The 14,363-nt window shown below is 70.9% G+C and carries 13 protein-coding genes and 1 pseudogene; 7 read left to right on the top strand and 7 right to left on the bottom strand.

The genetic code is table 11. The features are described from left to right. Nucleotides 1-27 precede the first annotated feature (27 nt). The gene (locus tag PQS31_RS09640) at nt 28-693 is read left to right on the top strand and encodes an ATP-binding protein (RefSeq protein ID WP_272762498.1); all 666 of its coding nucleotides are present in this window, start codon (nt 28-30) and stop codon (nt 691-693) included. A 3-nt stretch (nt 694-696) separates the two neighbouring features. On the opposite strand, the gene PQS31_RS09635 is transcribed toward PQS31_RS09640, so the two are convergent. From PQS31_RS09635 to frmR, 4 genes are all read right to left on the bottom strand, one after another. Next, nucleotides 697-1,122, bottom strand: a complete 426-nt coding sequence (locus tag PQS31_RS09635; protein ID WP_272762497.1) for a hypothetical protein — start codon at nt 1,120-1,122, stop codon at nt 697-699. An 85-nt stretch (nt 1,123-1,207) separates the two neighbouring features. Continuing rightward, nucleotides 1,208-2,038, bottom strand: coding sequence for an S-formylglutathione hydrolase (gene fghA, locus PQS31_RS09630; protein WP_272762532.1), 831 nt, complete (start codon nt 2,036-2,038; stop codon nt 1,208-1,210). 124 nt (nt 2,039-2,162) lie between these two features. Next, nucleotides 2,163-3,272, bottom strand: a complete 1,110-nt coding sequence (locus tag PQS31_RS09625; protein ID WP_272762496.1) for an S-(hydroxymethyl)glutathione dehydrogenase/class III alcohol dehydrogenase — start codon at nt 3,270-3,272, stop codon at nt 2,163-2,165. 47 nt (nt 3,273-3,319) lie between these two features. Further along, nucleotides 3,320-3,595: a formaldehyde-responsive transcriptional repressor FrmR gene (gene frmR, locus PQS31_RS09620; RefSeq protein WP_272762531.1), complete on the bottom strand. Its 276-nt coding sequence runs from the start codon at nt 3,593-3,595 to the stop codon at nt 3,320-3,322. Nucleotides 3,596-3,915: 320 nt separating this feature from the next. On the opposite strand from frmR, the gene PQS31_RS09615 reads away from it, so the two are divergent. Continuing rightward, nucleotides 3,916-4,413 (top strand): ferritin-like domain-containing protein, encoded by a 498-nt coding sequence (locus tag PQS31_RS09615; RefSeq protein ID WP_272762495.1) that lies wholly within the window; start codon nt 3,916-3,918, stop codon nt 4,411-4,413. A gap of 830 nt (nt 4,414-5,243) precedes the next feature. Here the strand turns inward: PQS31_RS09615 and ppc are convergent. After that, nucleotides 5,244-7,964 carry a phosphoenolpyruvate carboxylase gene (ppc, locus tag PQS31_RS09610; RefSeq protein WP_272762494.1) on the bottom strand — a complete coding sequence of 907 codons (2,721 nt, stop codon included), beginning with the start codon at nt 7,962-7,964 and terminating at the stop codon, nt 5,244-5,246. 184 nt (nt 7,965-8,148) lie between these two features. Here ppc and PQS31_RS09605 point away from each other — a divergent pair, with 184 nt between their 5' ends. Then, the gene (locus PQS31_RS09605; protein ID WP_272762493.1) at nt 8,149-8,580 is read left to right on the top strand and encodes a hypothetical protein; all 432 of its coding nucleotides are present in this window, start codon (nt 8,149-8,151) and stop codon (nt 8,578-8,580) included. Nucleotides 8,581-8,626: 46 nt separating this feature from the next. On the opposite strand, the gene PQS31_RS09600 is transcribed toward PQS31_RS09605, so the two are convergent. Both PQS31_RS09600 and yihA read right to left on the bottom strand, forming a co-directional pair. Next, entirely contained in the window at nt 8,627-9,991 is a 1,365-nt protein-coding gene (locus tag PQS31_RS09600) for a glutamate--cysteine ligase (RefSeq protein ID WP_272762492.1), read from the bottom strand. 282 nt (nt 9,992-10,273) lie between these two features. After that, nucleotides 10,274-10,894, bottom strand: a complete 621-nt coding sequence (gene yihA / locus PQS31_RS09595) for a ribosome biogenesis GTP-binding protein YihA/YsxC (RefSeq protein WP_272762490.1) — start codon at nt 10,892-10,894, stop codon at nt 10,274-10,276. Nucleotides 10,895-11,026: 132 nt separating this feature from the next. Here yihA and PQS31_RS09590 point away from each other — a divergent pair. The 4 genes and pseudogenes from PQS31_RS09590 to PQS31_RS09575 form a co-directional block, all read left to right on the top strand. Beyond that, nucleotides 11,027-11,785, top strand: a pseudogene (locus PQS31_RS09590) (cytochrome c4); the annotation flags it as partial. Between the two features lie 146 nt (nt 11,786-11,931). Then, on the top strand, nt 11,932-12,645 hold the full coding sequence (locus PQS31_RS09585) for a thiol:disulfide interchange protein DsbA/DsbL (RefSeq protein WP_272762489.1): 714 nt from the start codon (nt 11,932-11,934) through the stop codon (nt 12,643-12,645). Between the two features lie 46 nt (nt 12,646-12,691). Next, on the top strand, nt 12,692-13,519 hold the full coding sequence (locus PQS31_RS09580; protein WP_272762488.1) for a thiol:disulfide interchange protein DsbA/DsbL: 828 nt from the start codon (nt 12,692-12,694) through the stop codon (nt 13,517-13,519). A gap of 10 nt (nt 13,520-13,529) precedes the next feature. Continuing rightward, a complete protein-coding gene (locus PQS31_RS09575; protein ID WP_336314344.1) occupies nt 13,530-14,321 on the top strand; it encodes an endonuclease/exonuclease/phosphatase family protein in 792 nt (263 codons plus the stop codon). The last annotated feature ends 42 nt before the right edge of the window (nt 14,322-14,363 follow it).

The raw sequence follows: 14,363 nt of genomic DNA, 5'->3' as shown, positions 1-14,363 counted from the left end.
ACGCACTCCGCGCCATCGCCCACGCCGGTGCTGCTGTCCTGGAGCGGCGGCAAGGACGCGGCCTGGACGCTGCACCGGCTGCGCCAGCGTGACGATGTCGAGGTCGTCGGGCTGGTCACGACGATCACCGCGGGCGACGAGCGCGTTTCGATGCAGGGCATCCGCGTCGAGGTGCTGCACGCGCAGGCGCGTGCCGCGGGGCTGGAGGTGATCGAGGCGCGCATCCCGGCCGGGGTCGACAACGCGGGCTACGAGGTCGCATTCGCCGATGCGCTGCTGCGCGCGCAGGTGCGGTGGCCGGGCGTGTCGACGATCGCCTTCGGCGACCTGCTGCTCGCCGACATCCGCGCCTGGCGCGAGGCCCTGTGCGCCCGTCTGGGGTGGCGACCGCTGTTTCCGCTGTTCGATGCCGACACCGGCGCCCTCGCGCGCGCGATGCAGGCCGGCGGGCTGCGCGCGATCGTGTGCTGCGTCGACACCCGGCAGCTCGATCCCGCGTTCGCCGGCCGCGACTTCGACGCCGCCCTGCTGGCCGCGCTGCCAGCCGGCATCGACCCCTGCGGCGAGCACGGCGAATTCCATACCTGCGTACACGCCGGGCCGATGTTCGCGCAGCCGCTGGGGCTGGTCCGCGGCAGAACGGTGTTGCGCGACGCCCGTTTCGCCTACACGGACGTCAGCCTCCGCGGCTGAGCGTCAACGCAGGATGTCGCGCGCGGCCATGCGCCGGGCGAACAGCAGCAGCGCGATCGCCACGCCCACCAGCAGCACGGGAAAGCCGAGGCTGGCGACACCGCCGAGCGCCCAGGCCGGCGTCGTGGCATAGCCGGCGACGATCTGCAGCAACAGGGCCAGCAGCGCCACGAGGAACACCGGTGCAGCCCAGCGCCGGCGCAGCAACAGGCCCAGCGCACCCAGCACCCCACCGAAGGTGGCCAGCCCGTAGAACACGTACAGCCACGCCGGCGTGGCCTCGTGGACGGCGCGGCGCTCGGGCGACATCGCCTGCAGCGCCTCGGCCGGAAGCACCAGTTGCATCAGGAAGGCGGCGACCCCCACGAGGTTCCACAACAGGGCGAGCACGCCGACGATGCGGGTGCTCCGGGTCGGGTGGCGAGGCATGGGCGGACTCGGCTGGAGGAGCCTGGAAGCCTACGCCGGCAGCCGCTTGATCGGCCACCGCTGCGCGACGGCGGCCGATCCGGACTCAGCGGTGCAGCGACGCGGCGTGATGCGCGATGTGCTCGCCGATGAAGCTCTGGATGAAGTAGTAGCTGTGGTCGTAACCGGGCTGCATCCGCAATTCGATCGGATGGCCGACGGCTTCGCACGCCGCCTTCAGCAGGTGCGGCTTGAGCTGGTCGTCGAGGAATTCGTCGGCATCTCCCTGGTCGATCAGCAGCGGCAGACGCTCGCGCGCGGTCTCCACCAGCGCAGTGGCGTCGTAGGCGCGCCATGCGGCGCGGTCGTCGCCGAGATAGGCGCCGAAGGCCTTCTCGCCCCAGGGCACCTGGCTCGGCGCGACGATCGGCGAGAAGGCCGACACGCTGCGGTAGCGGCCCGGATTTTTCAGTGCGATCACCAGTGCGCCGTGGCCGCCCATCGAGTGCCCGCTGATCGCGCGCGCATCGCGGACCGGGAATTGCGCCTCGATTAATGCGGGCAGTTCGTTCACCACGTAGTCGTACATGCGGTAGTGCGTGGCCCACGGCGCCTGCGTCGCATCGACATAGAAGCCCGCGCCTTTGCCGAGGTCGTAGCCGTCGGCGTCGGGCACGTCGTCACCCCGCGGGCTGGTATCGGGCGCGACCAGGATCACGCCATGCTCGGCGGCATAGCGCTGGGCACCGGCCTTGGTGATGAAGTTCTGCTCGCTGCAGGTCAGCCCCGACAGCCAGTACAGCACCGGCAACATCGCACCTTCGGCCTGCGGCGGCAGATACACCGCGAAACGCATCGTGCAGCCGAGCGACCTGGAGGCGTGCTCGTACACGTCCTGCCAGCCGCCGAAACAGGCCCGGTGTTCGACGCGTTGGATCTGGAATTCCGCCATTGCCGATTGACTCCTCTTGGCCGGCGATCAGTCCTTCAAGTGCATGGACAGCATCGGAACCGGAGATCCGCGCGTTCGAATCCCCGATCGATGCCCGCATGCCGGCGTCTCAGTAATGGATCACCGAGCGGATCGACTTGCCTTCGTGCATCAGGTCGAAGGCCTCGTTGATCTGCTCCAGCCCCATGGTGTGGGTGACGAAGGGCTCGAGATCGATGCGGCCCGCCATCGCGTCCTCGACCATGCCCGGCAGCTGCGTGCGGCCCTTGACGCCGCCGAAGGCCGAGCCGCGCCACACGCGCCCGGTCACCAGCTGGAACGGCCGCGTGCTGATCTCCTGGCCCGCGCCGGCGACGCCGATGATGACGCTCTCGCCCCAGCCCTTGTGGCAGCACTCGAGCGCGGCGCGCATCACGTGGACGTTGCCGATGCACTCGAACGAGAAATCGACACCGCCGTCGGTCATCTCGACGATGACCTCCTGGATCGGCTTGTCGTGGTCCTTCGGGTTGATGCAGTCGGTCGCGCCCATCGAGGTCGCGAGTTCGAACTTGCCGGGGTTGGTGTCGATGGCGAGGATGCGGCTGGCGCCGGCCTGCACCGCGCCCTGGATCACCGCCAGGCCGATGCCGCCGAGCCCGAACACCGCCACCGTGTCGCCGGCCTTGACCTTGGCCGTGTTGTGCACCGCGCCGATGCCGGTGGTGACGCCGCAGCCGAGCAGGCAGACCTGCTCCGGGTTGGCTTCGGGATGGATCTTCGCCAGCGAGATCTCGTTGACCACGGTGTATTCGCTGAAGGTGCTGCAGCCCATGTAGTGGTAGATCGGCTCGCCGTTGTAGGAGAAGCGCGTGGTGCCGTCGGGCATCAGGCCCTTGCCCTGGGTGGCGCGCACCTTCTGGCACAGGTTGGTCTTGCCCGACAGACAGAACTTGCACTCGCGGCATTCGGCCGTGTACAGCGGGATGACGTGGTCGCCGGGCGCGAGCGAGGTCACGCCCTCGCCCACTTCGACCACGATGCCCGCACCTTCGTGGCCGAGCACGCTCGGGAAGATGCCTTCCGGATCGTCGCCCGACAGCGTGAACGCGTCGGTGTGGCAGACGCCGGTATGGGTGATCTTGACCAGCACCTCGCCCTTTTGCGGCGGGGCGACATCGATCTCGACGATCTTCAGGGGTTCGCCTGCGGCGAAGGCGACGGCGGCACGGGATTTCATGGGCGGCTCCGTTGGAAGGGTGGCGCGGCGCGATGCGCCGACGGGGGTTATCTGAGATACGACCGGACCAGCGCGACGGCATCGTCGATGCCGGCCTGGCGCGCGGTCGGCGAGGCGTCGTCGGGCCCCAGCGTTTCGCGCAGATGGCTTTCGAGCACGCCCGACATCAGGCCGTTGACCGCGCCGCGCAGCGCGGCGAGCTGCTGCAGCACCGGCGCGCAGTCGGCCCCAGCTTCGAGCGCACGTTCGAGGGCTTCGAGCTGTCCGCGCATCCGGCGCACGCGGAGCAGGACGCGCTTCTTTTCTTCGGGACTGTGAGGCACGGCGGCACGCGCGGAGGTGTAGTGGGGGGGAGTATACACGCCGCAACCCGCGCCTGCAGATCGGCCGCGGTTCGCGCGCGCGTGCACATGCGCGCGGCGACGCCTCCGTGATGGATACCGACGCCGGGCATCCACGCACCGAGCACCCGGCCGGGTCTCGCGCGCCCACCCCGCGCGCTGGATCGCAATGAGGTGGACCGGCGCCCCGACGGGACACCGCGACGGGGATGCACGAGCGGACGCCGTCCGGCCGCCGTGGCTCACACATGGCTCACGGTGGCTTGCTTCCAATCCCCGCTCCCACGCACAGGAGTTCCCCCATGGCGGTCAAGACACTCGAAGATCTCTTCGTCCACGAACTTTCCGACATCCACTCCGCCGAGCGGCAGATCTCGAAGGCGTTGCCGCGCCTGGTCCGCGCGTCCAGCAACCCCGATCTCGCCGCCGCCTTCGAAGCCCATCTCGAGGAGACGGCAGGGCAGATCGAACGCCTCGACCAGGTCGTGGACCTGCTCGGCATCCGTCTCAAGCGCATCAAGTGCGCCGCGATGGAGGGTCTGGTGGAAGAGAGCAAGGAGGTCATCGACGAGATCGAGAAGGGGCCGCTGCGCGATGCCGCGCTGATCGGTGGCGCGCAGAAGGTCGAGCACTATGAAATCGCGTCCTACGGCACGATCTGCGCGCTCGCCAAGCAGCTCGGTTACACCGATGCGATCAAACTGCTGCAGGAAACGCTGGAAGAAGAGAAGGCCACCGATGCCAAGCTGACGATGCTGGCGGAATCCGGCGGCAACCAGGACGCTGCCCAGGCGACGTGACGCCGTCGCCGCGGCGTCCGGCTGCAACGGCCGGGCGTCGCGCCGCGCGCGGCCCCGGCGGGATGCATGGCGAGGCGTCAACGGACGCCGATGCGAATGCGATCGCGCGCGGCGTCTGCGGCGTCTGCGGTGTCCGCCGCCTGCCGACACCGACCGCAGGCGCCAACACCGCCGGCGATTCCGGCGACATCCCGGCCCCGCATCCGATGCCTGCAACGCGTCGCCGGCGCTTCGCCGCCACGTGTCGACATCCTGGATGCCGTCGCGAGCGCGGCGGCGCATCAGGCGATCTGCCGCGTCCAGGCCGATGCCCTCCCCGGCAGGCAGTCCCGGAACCGCCTCTCCGCCGAGTCGCTCGCGATTTGGTTTACGACGTGGACGCACCGACTCGCCGGCCCAGCGCCGGCGATCCGCGACATTCGGCATCGATGCGGTCCGCATGAGCGCACTGCAGGCGGCACGGCCTGCAGCGTGCACGAGGCGCGCACAGCCCGCGCTCACTCGCCGGTGACCGGCCTGTGTCGAGGGTCGTGCCGTTCACGCCGGAAGCGAACATGCGCGTCCACCCTCTCAATGGCATCTCGACCTGCCCGCTCGGCGGACGGCTCATGGACGGACGCAGCGCCGGGCATCGTCGAGCGCGGACCCCTGACCTGTCATTGCCTGCTGGTGGAAACCGCAGCCCGGCGGGTACTCGTCGACACCGGGCTGGGTCTGCGCGGGGTGGCCGACCCACGGGGCCGGCTCAGTGCGCGGGGTGTGCCGGGCCACGACGGAGCGCGCCCGCCATCACGTGAGACGTCCGCTGCAAAGCGCCCGTCGCGCACGCCTCAACCGGTGTTCTGGATGCCGGCGGCGATGCCGTTGACCGTCGACACCAGCGCGCGCAGCAGGGCCTCGTCCTCGCGTCCGCCTTCGCGCCATCGGCGCAGCAGTTCGACCTGCAACAGGCTGATCGGGTCGACGTAGGGGTTGCGCAGGCGGATCGACAGCTGCAGCCGGTAGTCGTCGGCCAGCAGCACCTGTTGACTCTTCAGCAGCAGGATCGCATCGCGGGTCCGCAAGCACTCGTCGAGAATGCCGGGAAAGAATTCGCCATGCGCCTCGCCGGCCAGCTGCGAGTAGCGTTCGAAGATCGCGATGTCGGTCTTGGCGAGCAGCATCTCGACATCGTCGAGCGCGGCGCGCGCGAACGGCCAGTCGCGCACCATTTCGGTCATCGCCTGCTGGCCGAACGTGCGGATGCCGTGCTGCAGGGCCGTGCCGAGGCCGTACCAGCCGGTCAGGCCGGAGCGGTTCTGGGCCCAGGCGAACACCCAGGGAATGGCGCGCAGGTTGCCGATGCCGCCATCGCGCCGCCGCGAGGGCCGGGAGCCGATCTGCAGGCGCTCGATGACATCGATCGGTGTAGCCGCGCGGAAGTAGTCCGGGAAGTCGTCGCGCTCGTGCACCAGCGCGCGGTAGTGCGCGCGCGAGACATCGGCCAGTTCGGCGGCCATGTCGCGCCAGCTCGTTTCACGCGGATCGGTCGGGCGCGGTCGCAGCGTGGCGCGGATCACCGCGGCGGTCGACTGCTCCAGGTTGCGCAGCGCCAGCGCACGGATGCCGTACTTGCGATGGATGACCTCGCCCTGCTCGGTCACGCGCAGACTGCCGTCGACCGAGCCGCGCGGCGCGGCGATCACCGCACGCTCGGTCTTGCCGCCGCCGCGGCTGACCGAACCGCCCCGGCCGTGGAAGAACATGATGCGCACGCCGGCCGACTGGGCCAGCGCGGTGAGTTCGACCTGGGTGCGCTGCAGCGCCCAGCGCGAGGCCAGCAGGCCCCCGTCCTTGGCGCTGTCGGAATAGCCCAGCATCACCGTCTGCCGGTCGCCGCGCGCGGCGAGATGGCGGCGGTAGCGTGGATCGTCGAACAACTGGCGCATCACCTCGGGCGCGGCCTGCAGATCGTCGACGGTTTCGAACAGGGGCGCGACGTCGAGCGGCACTTCGCCGTCGACGGTGCACTCGGCGATGCGCGCCAGGGCCAGCACCGCCAGCGCGTCGGCCGCGCTGCGCGCCATCGAGATGATGTAGAGCCCGGTCGCCGCGGCGCCATGGCTGCGGCGCAGGTCCAGGACCGCCCGGAACACCCCGAGCGTCGAGGCCACGGTGTCGTGGGCGGCCGCGTCGGCGGGCTTCGGCGGCGCGTCGAGCATCGCGTGCAGGCGCGCCACGCGCGCCTCGACGTCACGCGCGGTCCAGTCGCTGCCGTCGAGCTGGCCGAGCACCTCGTCGTGCACCGCCGAGTCCTGGCGCAGATCGAGCGCGGCGAGATGGAACCCGAATGTCCGCGCGCGCCACAGCAGACGCTCGAGGGCGAACAGGCCCGCGTTCTCGCCGCGATGCGCGCGCAGGCTGGTTTCGATCAGCCGCAGGTCGTCGACGAACTCCACCGCATCGGCATAGCCCGCACGATGGTCGGCATCGGTGGCCGCCAGGCGCGCGCGCATCAGATCGAGCAGGCGCCGGTACGGCATGTCGGCATGGCGCGGATTGAGCACCGACTCCGCGCCGGGCACGCTGCGGCGGTAGGCGTCGACCCGGGCGAGCACGGCCTCGTCGATCCCGGCGCGGCCCAGGGTCTGGGTGAGCACGTTGCCGAGCGCGCGCAGGTCGCGGCGGTACTGGGCCAGGGCCTGGGCGCGCTGGGCGCCCAGCGCGGCGCGCATGGTGTCGGCGTTGACGTTGGGATTGCCGTCCATGTCGCCGCCCACCCAGGTGCCGAAACGCAGCACCTGCGGCAGCGCCGGGCGCGTGCCGTAGACGCGCTCGATCGCATCGCCCAGGGCCTCGTAGAACACCGGCAGCACCCGGTACAGCACGTTCGACAGGTAGTAGCCGACATGCTCGACTTCGTCGCCCACGGTGGGCTTGCGCGCCGGCGCTTCGGAGGTCTGCCACGACGACGTCAGCGCCAGCACGATGCGTGCATCGTCGGCGCGGCGCTCGGTCGGCGTGCGGTCGCGGTCGATGTCCGCGATCAGCCGCTCGACGATGGTGCGCTCCTTCTCCAGCAACACGCGGCGGATGGCTTCGGTGGGGTGCGCGGTGAACACCGGCTCGATGTGCAGACGGGCGAGACAGGCCTGCAATTCGTCGAGCTCGACGCCGTCGTCCTTCAACGCGCGCAGCACCGCTTCGAGGCCACCCGGCTGGGGCGCGTCGCCGGCGCGCTGGTAGTCCCGGCGCCGGCGGATGCGGTGCACGCGTTCGGCGAGATTGATTGCGCCGAAGTAGGCGGCGAACGCGCGCACCAGCGCCTCGGCATCGTCGGTGGGCACCTGCGCCAGCGCATCGGCCAGGGCATCGACCGGCCGCCCGGATTCGCGCCGCTCGATCGCGGCGCGACGCACGGCCTCCACTTCGTCGAGCAGCCGCTGCGAGCCCTGCTCGGCCAGCATCTGCCCGACCATCGCGCCGAGACGGCGCACGTCGTCGCGCAACAGGGTGTCGGTGTCGGCAAAGCCGAGGTGATCGCGCAGCGGCGTGTCGGAGGTCGGTTTCATCGACGCAGAGTAGCGCAGCGTGTTCAGACGGCCGCGACGCCGTCTTCAGACGCCGGCCCGCCCGGGGCGGGTGGCCGCTTGTCGATGAATGCGGCCTGCGCCATGCTCCCGGCGCCGGCGTCTGCACGGCGCCCTTTTCCCAACACGGATGCAGGACCACGACATGCGGAATCGAAGTTCGACGGTGACACGCCCCCTGGCGGGCCTGGCGATCGCGGCGGCCCTGGCCGCCTGCTCGGGGCAGAACGTCCCCGCCGCGCCGGGCACAGATGCCACGGCAGCCGAAGCGACGGCGGCACTCGACCCGGTGCTCGCGGCACCGCAGGTCGGTGACGTCTATGCCGCCGAGCTGACCCACTTCTCCGGCGTCGATTTCTCCGGCCCGGCCACGGGCGAGGCCGCCTACGGCCTGATGCGCGTGATCGCGGTCGACGACGAGCGGATCACGCTCAACACCGAGACCGGCGCCTGGCCGAAACCGCGCGGCGCGATCAACGAACTGCGCGGCGACCAGGCCGAGATCAACTGGGACGAGGACGAGAAGATCGAGGTCTATCGCCGCGAACTGCCGCAGCTGGTGGCTGACGGTCGGATTCTCGAAGCGCGCCGGATGTGAAGGCACGCGGGTGCGCCGCCCGGCGCACCCGCCGCCCGCGACGGATTCAGTACGCGAACTCGCGGAACACGCGGTCGATGTCGCCCTGCCAGGCGCCGTGGAACAGTTCGAGCTTGCGTTCGGCCGGGGTCTGGCCGGATTCGGCGATCTCGATCAGGGTGTCGAGGAACACGCGCTCGTCCTGGCCGCGGCTGTTGAGGCGCGCGCGCCGCTGCAGGCCACCGGCCGAAATCTTCAGCGCCTCGACCGCGAGATCCCGCAGGGTGCCGCCGCGGAACGGCGTCTTCAACGCATGCTTCGGGACGTCGTCGCGCAGCGCGTTGCGCTCGGCCATCGTGAAGTCGCGCACCAGATCCCAGGCCGCATCCAGCGCCGCGTCGTCGTACAGCAGGCCCACCCAGAACGCCGGCAGCGCACACAGCCGGTTCCAGGGCCCGCCGTCGGCGCCGCGCATCTCCAGGTACTTCTTCAGCCGCACTTCCGGGAACGCCGTCGTCATGTGATCGGACCAGTCGCGCAGCGTCGGCAGCCGGCCCGGAAGGGCCGGCAGTTCGCCGCGCAGGAAGTCGCGGAAGCTCTGCCCGCTGGCGTCGTGATAGACGCCGTCGCGGTAGGAGAAGTACATCGGCACGTCGAGCAGGTAGTCGACGTAGCGCTCGTAGCCGAAGCCGTCCTCGAACACGAAGTCGAGCATGCCGGTGCGGTCGGCGTCGGTATCGGTCCAGATGTGCGAGCGGTAGCTCAGATACCCGTTGGGCCGGCCTTCGGTGAACGGCGAGTCGGCGAACAGCGCCGTCGCCACCGGCTGCAGCGCCAGCGACACGCGGAACTTCTTCACCATGTCGGCTTCGGACGCGTAGTCGAGATTGACCTGCACCGTGCAGGTCCGCGTCATCATGTCGAGGCCCAGATCGCCGACCTTGGGCATGTAGGCACGCATGATCTTGTAGCGGCCCTTGGGCATCCACGGCATGTCCTCGCGGCGCCACTTGGGCTGGAAGCCCATGCCCAGAAACCCGAGACGCAGTTCGTCGGCGACGCTCTTGACCTCGAACAGATGCGCACCGACTTCGCTGCAGGTGTCGTGGATCGACTCGAGCGGCGCGCCGGAGAGCTCCAGCTGCCCGGCCGGCTCGAGCGTGACCGAGGCGCCGTCCTTGAGCAGCGCGATCGTGCGCCCGCCTTCATCCACGGCCTCCCAGCCGAACCGGGTGAGCCCGCGCAGCAGCGCCTCGATCCCGCGATCCCCGTCGAACGCGGGCGCACGCAGATCGTCGAGGCGGAACCCGAACTTCTCGTGCTCGGTGCCGATGCGCCAGTCGGCACGCGGCTTCTCGCCGGAGGCGAGCACGGCGACGAGGGTCGCGCGGTCGGTGATCGGGGTGTCGGCGACGTGGCTGGGGCTGGACAAGGTTCCGGACTCGCACTCGGGCGAGGCCCGCAGGCCGGCACTATAAGCGGCCCGCCGGTGGATGTCGGCCCCGCCGACGGTGTCGCAGTGTTCCCCGTGTGGCCGCGCACCGGCGCCGGCGCGGCCGCTATCTCGACCACCCCGTCGCCCGGAACGGACGTGGCGCCCTCCGCGCGGCGCCCCGTGTCCGGACGTGGGTCCACCGCTGCGCATCGGCGATGCGCTGTTCGACGTCCCGCGCATCGCCGGGCGGCGCCATTCGCCGCGTGGCGGTAGCCGGGCTCAGCCGCGCTGGCCGCCGATCTCCAGCCAGCGCGCGATCACGCTGCGCGCCTCGTCGACTCCCACCTTCGACTCGCCCGAGAACGTCTGCACGCTGACCTTGTCGCCGTATTCGGACTGCAGGTCCTTGCGCACCGCCTGCAGCGTGTTGCCGGCCGCCCCGCGGCCGAGCTTGTCGGCCTTGGTCAGCAGGGCGTGCGCCGGCATGCCGTGCTCGACGGCGAAGGCGATCATCTGCCGGTCGTAGTCCTTGAGCGGATGGCGGATGTCCATCACCACCACCAGGCCCTTGAGCGCCTCGCGCTCGCGGAAGTACTGCGCCAGGAACGCCTGCCAGTGCGCCTGCAGATTGCGCGGCACCTTGGCGTAGCCGTAACCCGGCAGGTCGACCAGGAACCTGTTGTCGTACGGCGGGACATCGAAGAACACCAGCTGCTGGGTGCGGCCGGGAGTCTTCGACACGCGCGCCAGCGCGTTCTGCTGGCACAGCGCATTGAGCGCGCTGGACTTGCCGGCATTGGAGCGGCCGGCGAACGCGACCTCGAAGCCGCCGTCGGGGGGCAGCTGCTGCGGAGTGTGGGCGGCCAGCAGATAGCCGGCGCGGGCAAATGGATTCGACATCGCGATAGCTTGGCACGGTCGGCACCGCGGCGTCCGGAAGGCGTTTGACCGGCCCGACCCCGCCACACATACTTTCGGAACTCGTGGCCCGGCAACGTCCGGCCGCCGCGTCGAAGATCTCGGAGCCCAGCAATGCGCCACGCTCGCGCCTTTGGTATCGCCGGTCTTGCCGTCCTCGTGGTCGGTGCTGTCGCGTTCGCCCAGTCCACCGTCCAGCCGCTGCCCGACGCGCCGCCGGTGGAAACCACGGCACTCGACGCCAACACGGTCGCCGCTCTGGCCAAGGCGCAGCCGGGGGATCCGCAGAGGGGCGCCCAGCTGGCCGGTGCCTGCGCCGCCTGTCACGGCCTCGACGGCAACGCCGACATCGATCCCACGCTGTATCCGCGCATCGCCGGCCAGAGCGAGCGCTACGTCGCCCATCAGCTCGCGCTGTTCAAGAGCGGCGAGCGTCTGAGTCCGCTGATGCAGCCCTTCGCGCAGCCGCTCAGCGCCCAGGACATGCGCGATCTCGGGGCGCATTTCGCCCAGCAGACCAGCGGTGCCGGCATCGCCGACGACGCCATGGTCGAGACCGGCCCCTACGCGGGCATGAAGTTCTACGAGATCGGCCAGAAGCTCTTCCGCAGCGGCGACGCAGGCCGCGGCATTCCCGCGTGCATGGCCTGCCACGGTCCCGCCGGCGCCGGCAATCCGGGTCCGGCGTATCCGCACGTCGGCGGCCAGCAGGCCTGGTACAGCTCCGCGCGCCTGTACACCTACCGCGAGGGCGAGACCCTCGAGGCCGACAAGCACCTGTTCAACGTCATGGCCTCGGTCGCCAAGTCGCTGACCGACGAGGAGATCGAGGCGCTGGCCAGCTACATGCAGGGCCTGCACACACGCCCCGATCCGACGATGCTCGCCGCGATCGAGGCCCAGGCCGCCGCCATGCCGACGCCGGCCACGCCGCCGCAGGCCATGCCGGTGCCGCCCACCGACGCGAGCGCCGACGAGGCCCTCGACGCCGCCGCGCCCGCGCCCGCGCCCGAGGCCCAGTGACCTCCACGCACGCCGATGGCCACGGCCGCCGCACCGGTGACGCCCGCAGGCGCGGGGTCGCCACCGGCTTCGGCCGTCTGCGCGCCGCATTCGGCGCCGTGCTCCTGGCGTGCGCCGTCCTGCTGCCTGCGCATGCGCAGGACCGAGCCCCGATCGAGAACCTCGACTACGCCGTGATCCCGGACGGCCAGCCGTGGCAACCGCTGCAGGGCCGGATCGAGGTCGTCGAGGTCTTCTCCTACGCCTGCGTGCACTGCTTCCACTTCCAGCGCCTGATGGATGCCTGGACGCGCCGCCAGGACGAGGACGTGCGGGTGACCTATGTGCCGGCGGTGTTTTCGGCCGGCGATGCCTTCGCACGCGGCTTTTTCGCCGCCCAGGCGCTCGGACTCCAGGACCGCACCCACCGCGCGGTGTTCTCGGCCGTGCACGAACGCGCGCGGCTGCCGCGCAGCGGCGCCGGCCTCGACGCGATCGCGGGCTTCTACGCCGAGCACGGGGCGCCGTCGCAGGCCGCGTTCCGCGCCGCGATGACCAGCCCCGCAACCGAAGAAAAACTGAACGCCGCGCAGGCGTTCGCGATGCGCAGTGGCGTGGAAGGCACCCCCACGCTCATCATCAACGGCCGCTACCGGGTGATGGCACGGTCGCTGGAGGACACACTCGTGATCGCCGACCAGCTGATTGCCCGCGAACGCGCTGCGCGCTGATTCCACGCCGCCTGCCGGCCTGCACTCCATCCACGAGAGAATGCCCATGACCGTCCGCCGCTCCCTGCTCTTGCTGCTCGCTCCCGTCCTCCTGGCGGCCTGCACCCAGCAGCCCGATACCGCGGCGGCGCCGGCCGCATCGGCGGACGCCGCTGCCGGCACCGAACAGGTCGCCCCGGCCGCCGCCAGCCCCGGCGACGCCACCACGGCGCCCGGCGGCACCGCGCCCGAGACCGGCGCGGCGGCAGGCGAGGCCGCGTCGCCGGCCGCACCGTCGACGGCGTCCGATGCGCCGATCCGCGCGCCCGAAGGGCCCGCACCAGTGGCCGGCACCGATTACGTGGTGATCGACAACGGTCAGCCCTTCGCCCAGGGCGCCGGCATCGAGGTCGCCGAGGTGTTCGCCTACTGGTGCGGCCACTGCGCGGCGTTCGAGCCGCTGGTCAGCGCCTGGAAGGCCCGCCTGCCGGCCGATGTGAACTTCGTCGCGGTGCCGGCGGTGTTCGACGAGCGCGACCAGTTCCCGCGCGCGTTCTACGCGTCCCAGGCCATGGGCACGCTGGAGCGCACCCACGCGGCCACGTTCAACGCCATCCACATCGAACGCAAGCTGCGCCAGAACGCCGACGCCGACAGCATCGTCGCGTTCTACGGCGGCCTGGGCGTCGATGCCGATCGCCTGCGCAGCACGATGCAGAGCTTCGCGGTCAACGCCAACCTCGGCCGCGCGCGCCAGTTCGCGACCCGCAGCGGCGTCGACGCCACGCCCACCATCGTGGTCAACGGCAAGTACCGCGTGATCGGCGGCCGCTCGCTGGAAGACCTGCTGCGCATCACCGACCACCTGGTCGCGATGGAGCGCGCGGCGCAGTAAGCGTCCGGTCGTGAACGCGTCCCCCTCCCCCGGCCCCGCGGCCGACGGTGCGCGGCGGCTGAAGCTGCTCAGCGCGAACATCCAGGCCGGTTCGAGCACGCGCCGCTACAGCGACTACGCCACGCGCAGCTGGTCGCACGTGCTGCCGACCGGCAAGCGCACCGCGCTCGACGCGATCGCGGCGCTGGCCGGCCAGCACGACATCGTCGGCCTGCAGGAGGCGGACCCCGGCAGCCTGCGTTCGGGCTTCACCAACCAGACCCACTACCTGGCCGAACGCGCCGGCTTCGAGTACTGGAGCCACCAGCCCAACCGCCGCGTCGGCGCGGTGGCGTCGAGCGCGAACGGCCTGCTGAGCCGGCTGGAGCCGCTCGAGGTCATCAACCACGCCCTGCCCGGCCGCATCGGCGGGCGCGGCGTGCTGATCAGTCGCTTCGGCGAGGGCGACGCGGGCCTGACGGTCGCGGTGGCGCACCTGTCGCTGGGGGCGCAGTCACGGCGCTCGCAGCTGGCGTTCATTGCCGAGGTGCTGTCGGACCATCCGCACGCGGTGCTGATGGGCGACTTCAACTGCACCTCCGATTGCGCCGAGATGGACGTGCTCTACCGCGGCACCGGCCTGCAACCGCCGGCCTGCGCGGTGCACACCTTCCCGAGCTGGCGTCCGCAGCGCGCGATCGACCACATCCTGGTCACCGGCAACCTGCAGTGCGCGAACACCCAGGCACTGCCTGCGGCGTTCTCGGATCACCTCGCGCTGTCGACCGAGCTCGTCGTTCCCGGCCACGCGCTGGAGCGCTGACTCCGCACCGGTGGCTCCACGGCCACCGGCGCGGACGTGCCG

This window comes from Luteimonas sp. BLCC-B24 (assembly GCF_028550595.1).
Taxonomy (GTDB): domain Bacteria; phylum Pseudomonadota; class Gammaproteobacteria; order Xanthomonadales; family Xanthomonadaceae; genus Luteimonas.
The sequence above is the reverse complement of the archived record's forward strand: the minus strand, read 5'-3'. Positions and strand labels throughout refer to the sequence as shown.

Excerpts from the sequence above, each read along its gene's own strand:
- PQS31_RS09635 (WP_272762497.1), bottom strand. The coding sequence starts at position 1,122 with ATGCCTCGCCACCCGACCCGGAGCACCCGCATCGTCGGCGTGCTCGCC.
- PQS31_RS09625 (WP_272762496.1), bottom strand. The coding sequence starts at position 3,272 with ATGAAATCCCGTGCCGCCGTCGCCTTCGCCGCAGGCGAACCCCTGAAG.
- PQS31_RS09615 (WP_272762495.1), top strand. The coding sequence starts at position 3,916 with ATGGCGGTCAAGACACTCGAAGATCTCTTCGTCCACGAACTTTCCGAC.
- ppc (WP_272762494.1), bottom strand. The coding sequence starts at position 7,964 with ATGAAACCGACCTCCGACACGCCGCTGCGCGATCACCTCGGCTTTGCC.
- yihA (WP_272762490.1), bottom strand. The coding sequence starts at position 10,894 with ATGTCGAATCCATTTGCCCGCGCCGGCTATCTGCTGGCCGCCCACACT.
- PQS31_RS09580 (WP_272762488.1), top strand. The coding sequence starts at position 12,692 with ATGACCGTCCGCCGCTCCCTGCTCTTGCTGCTCGCTCCCGTCCTCCTG.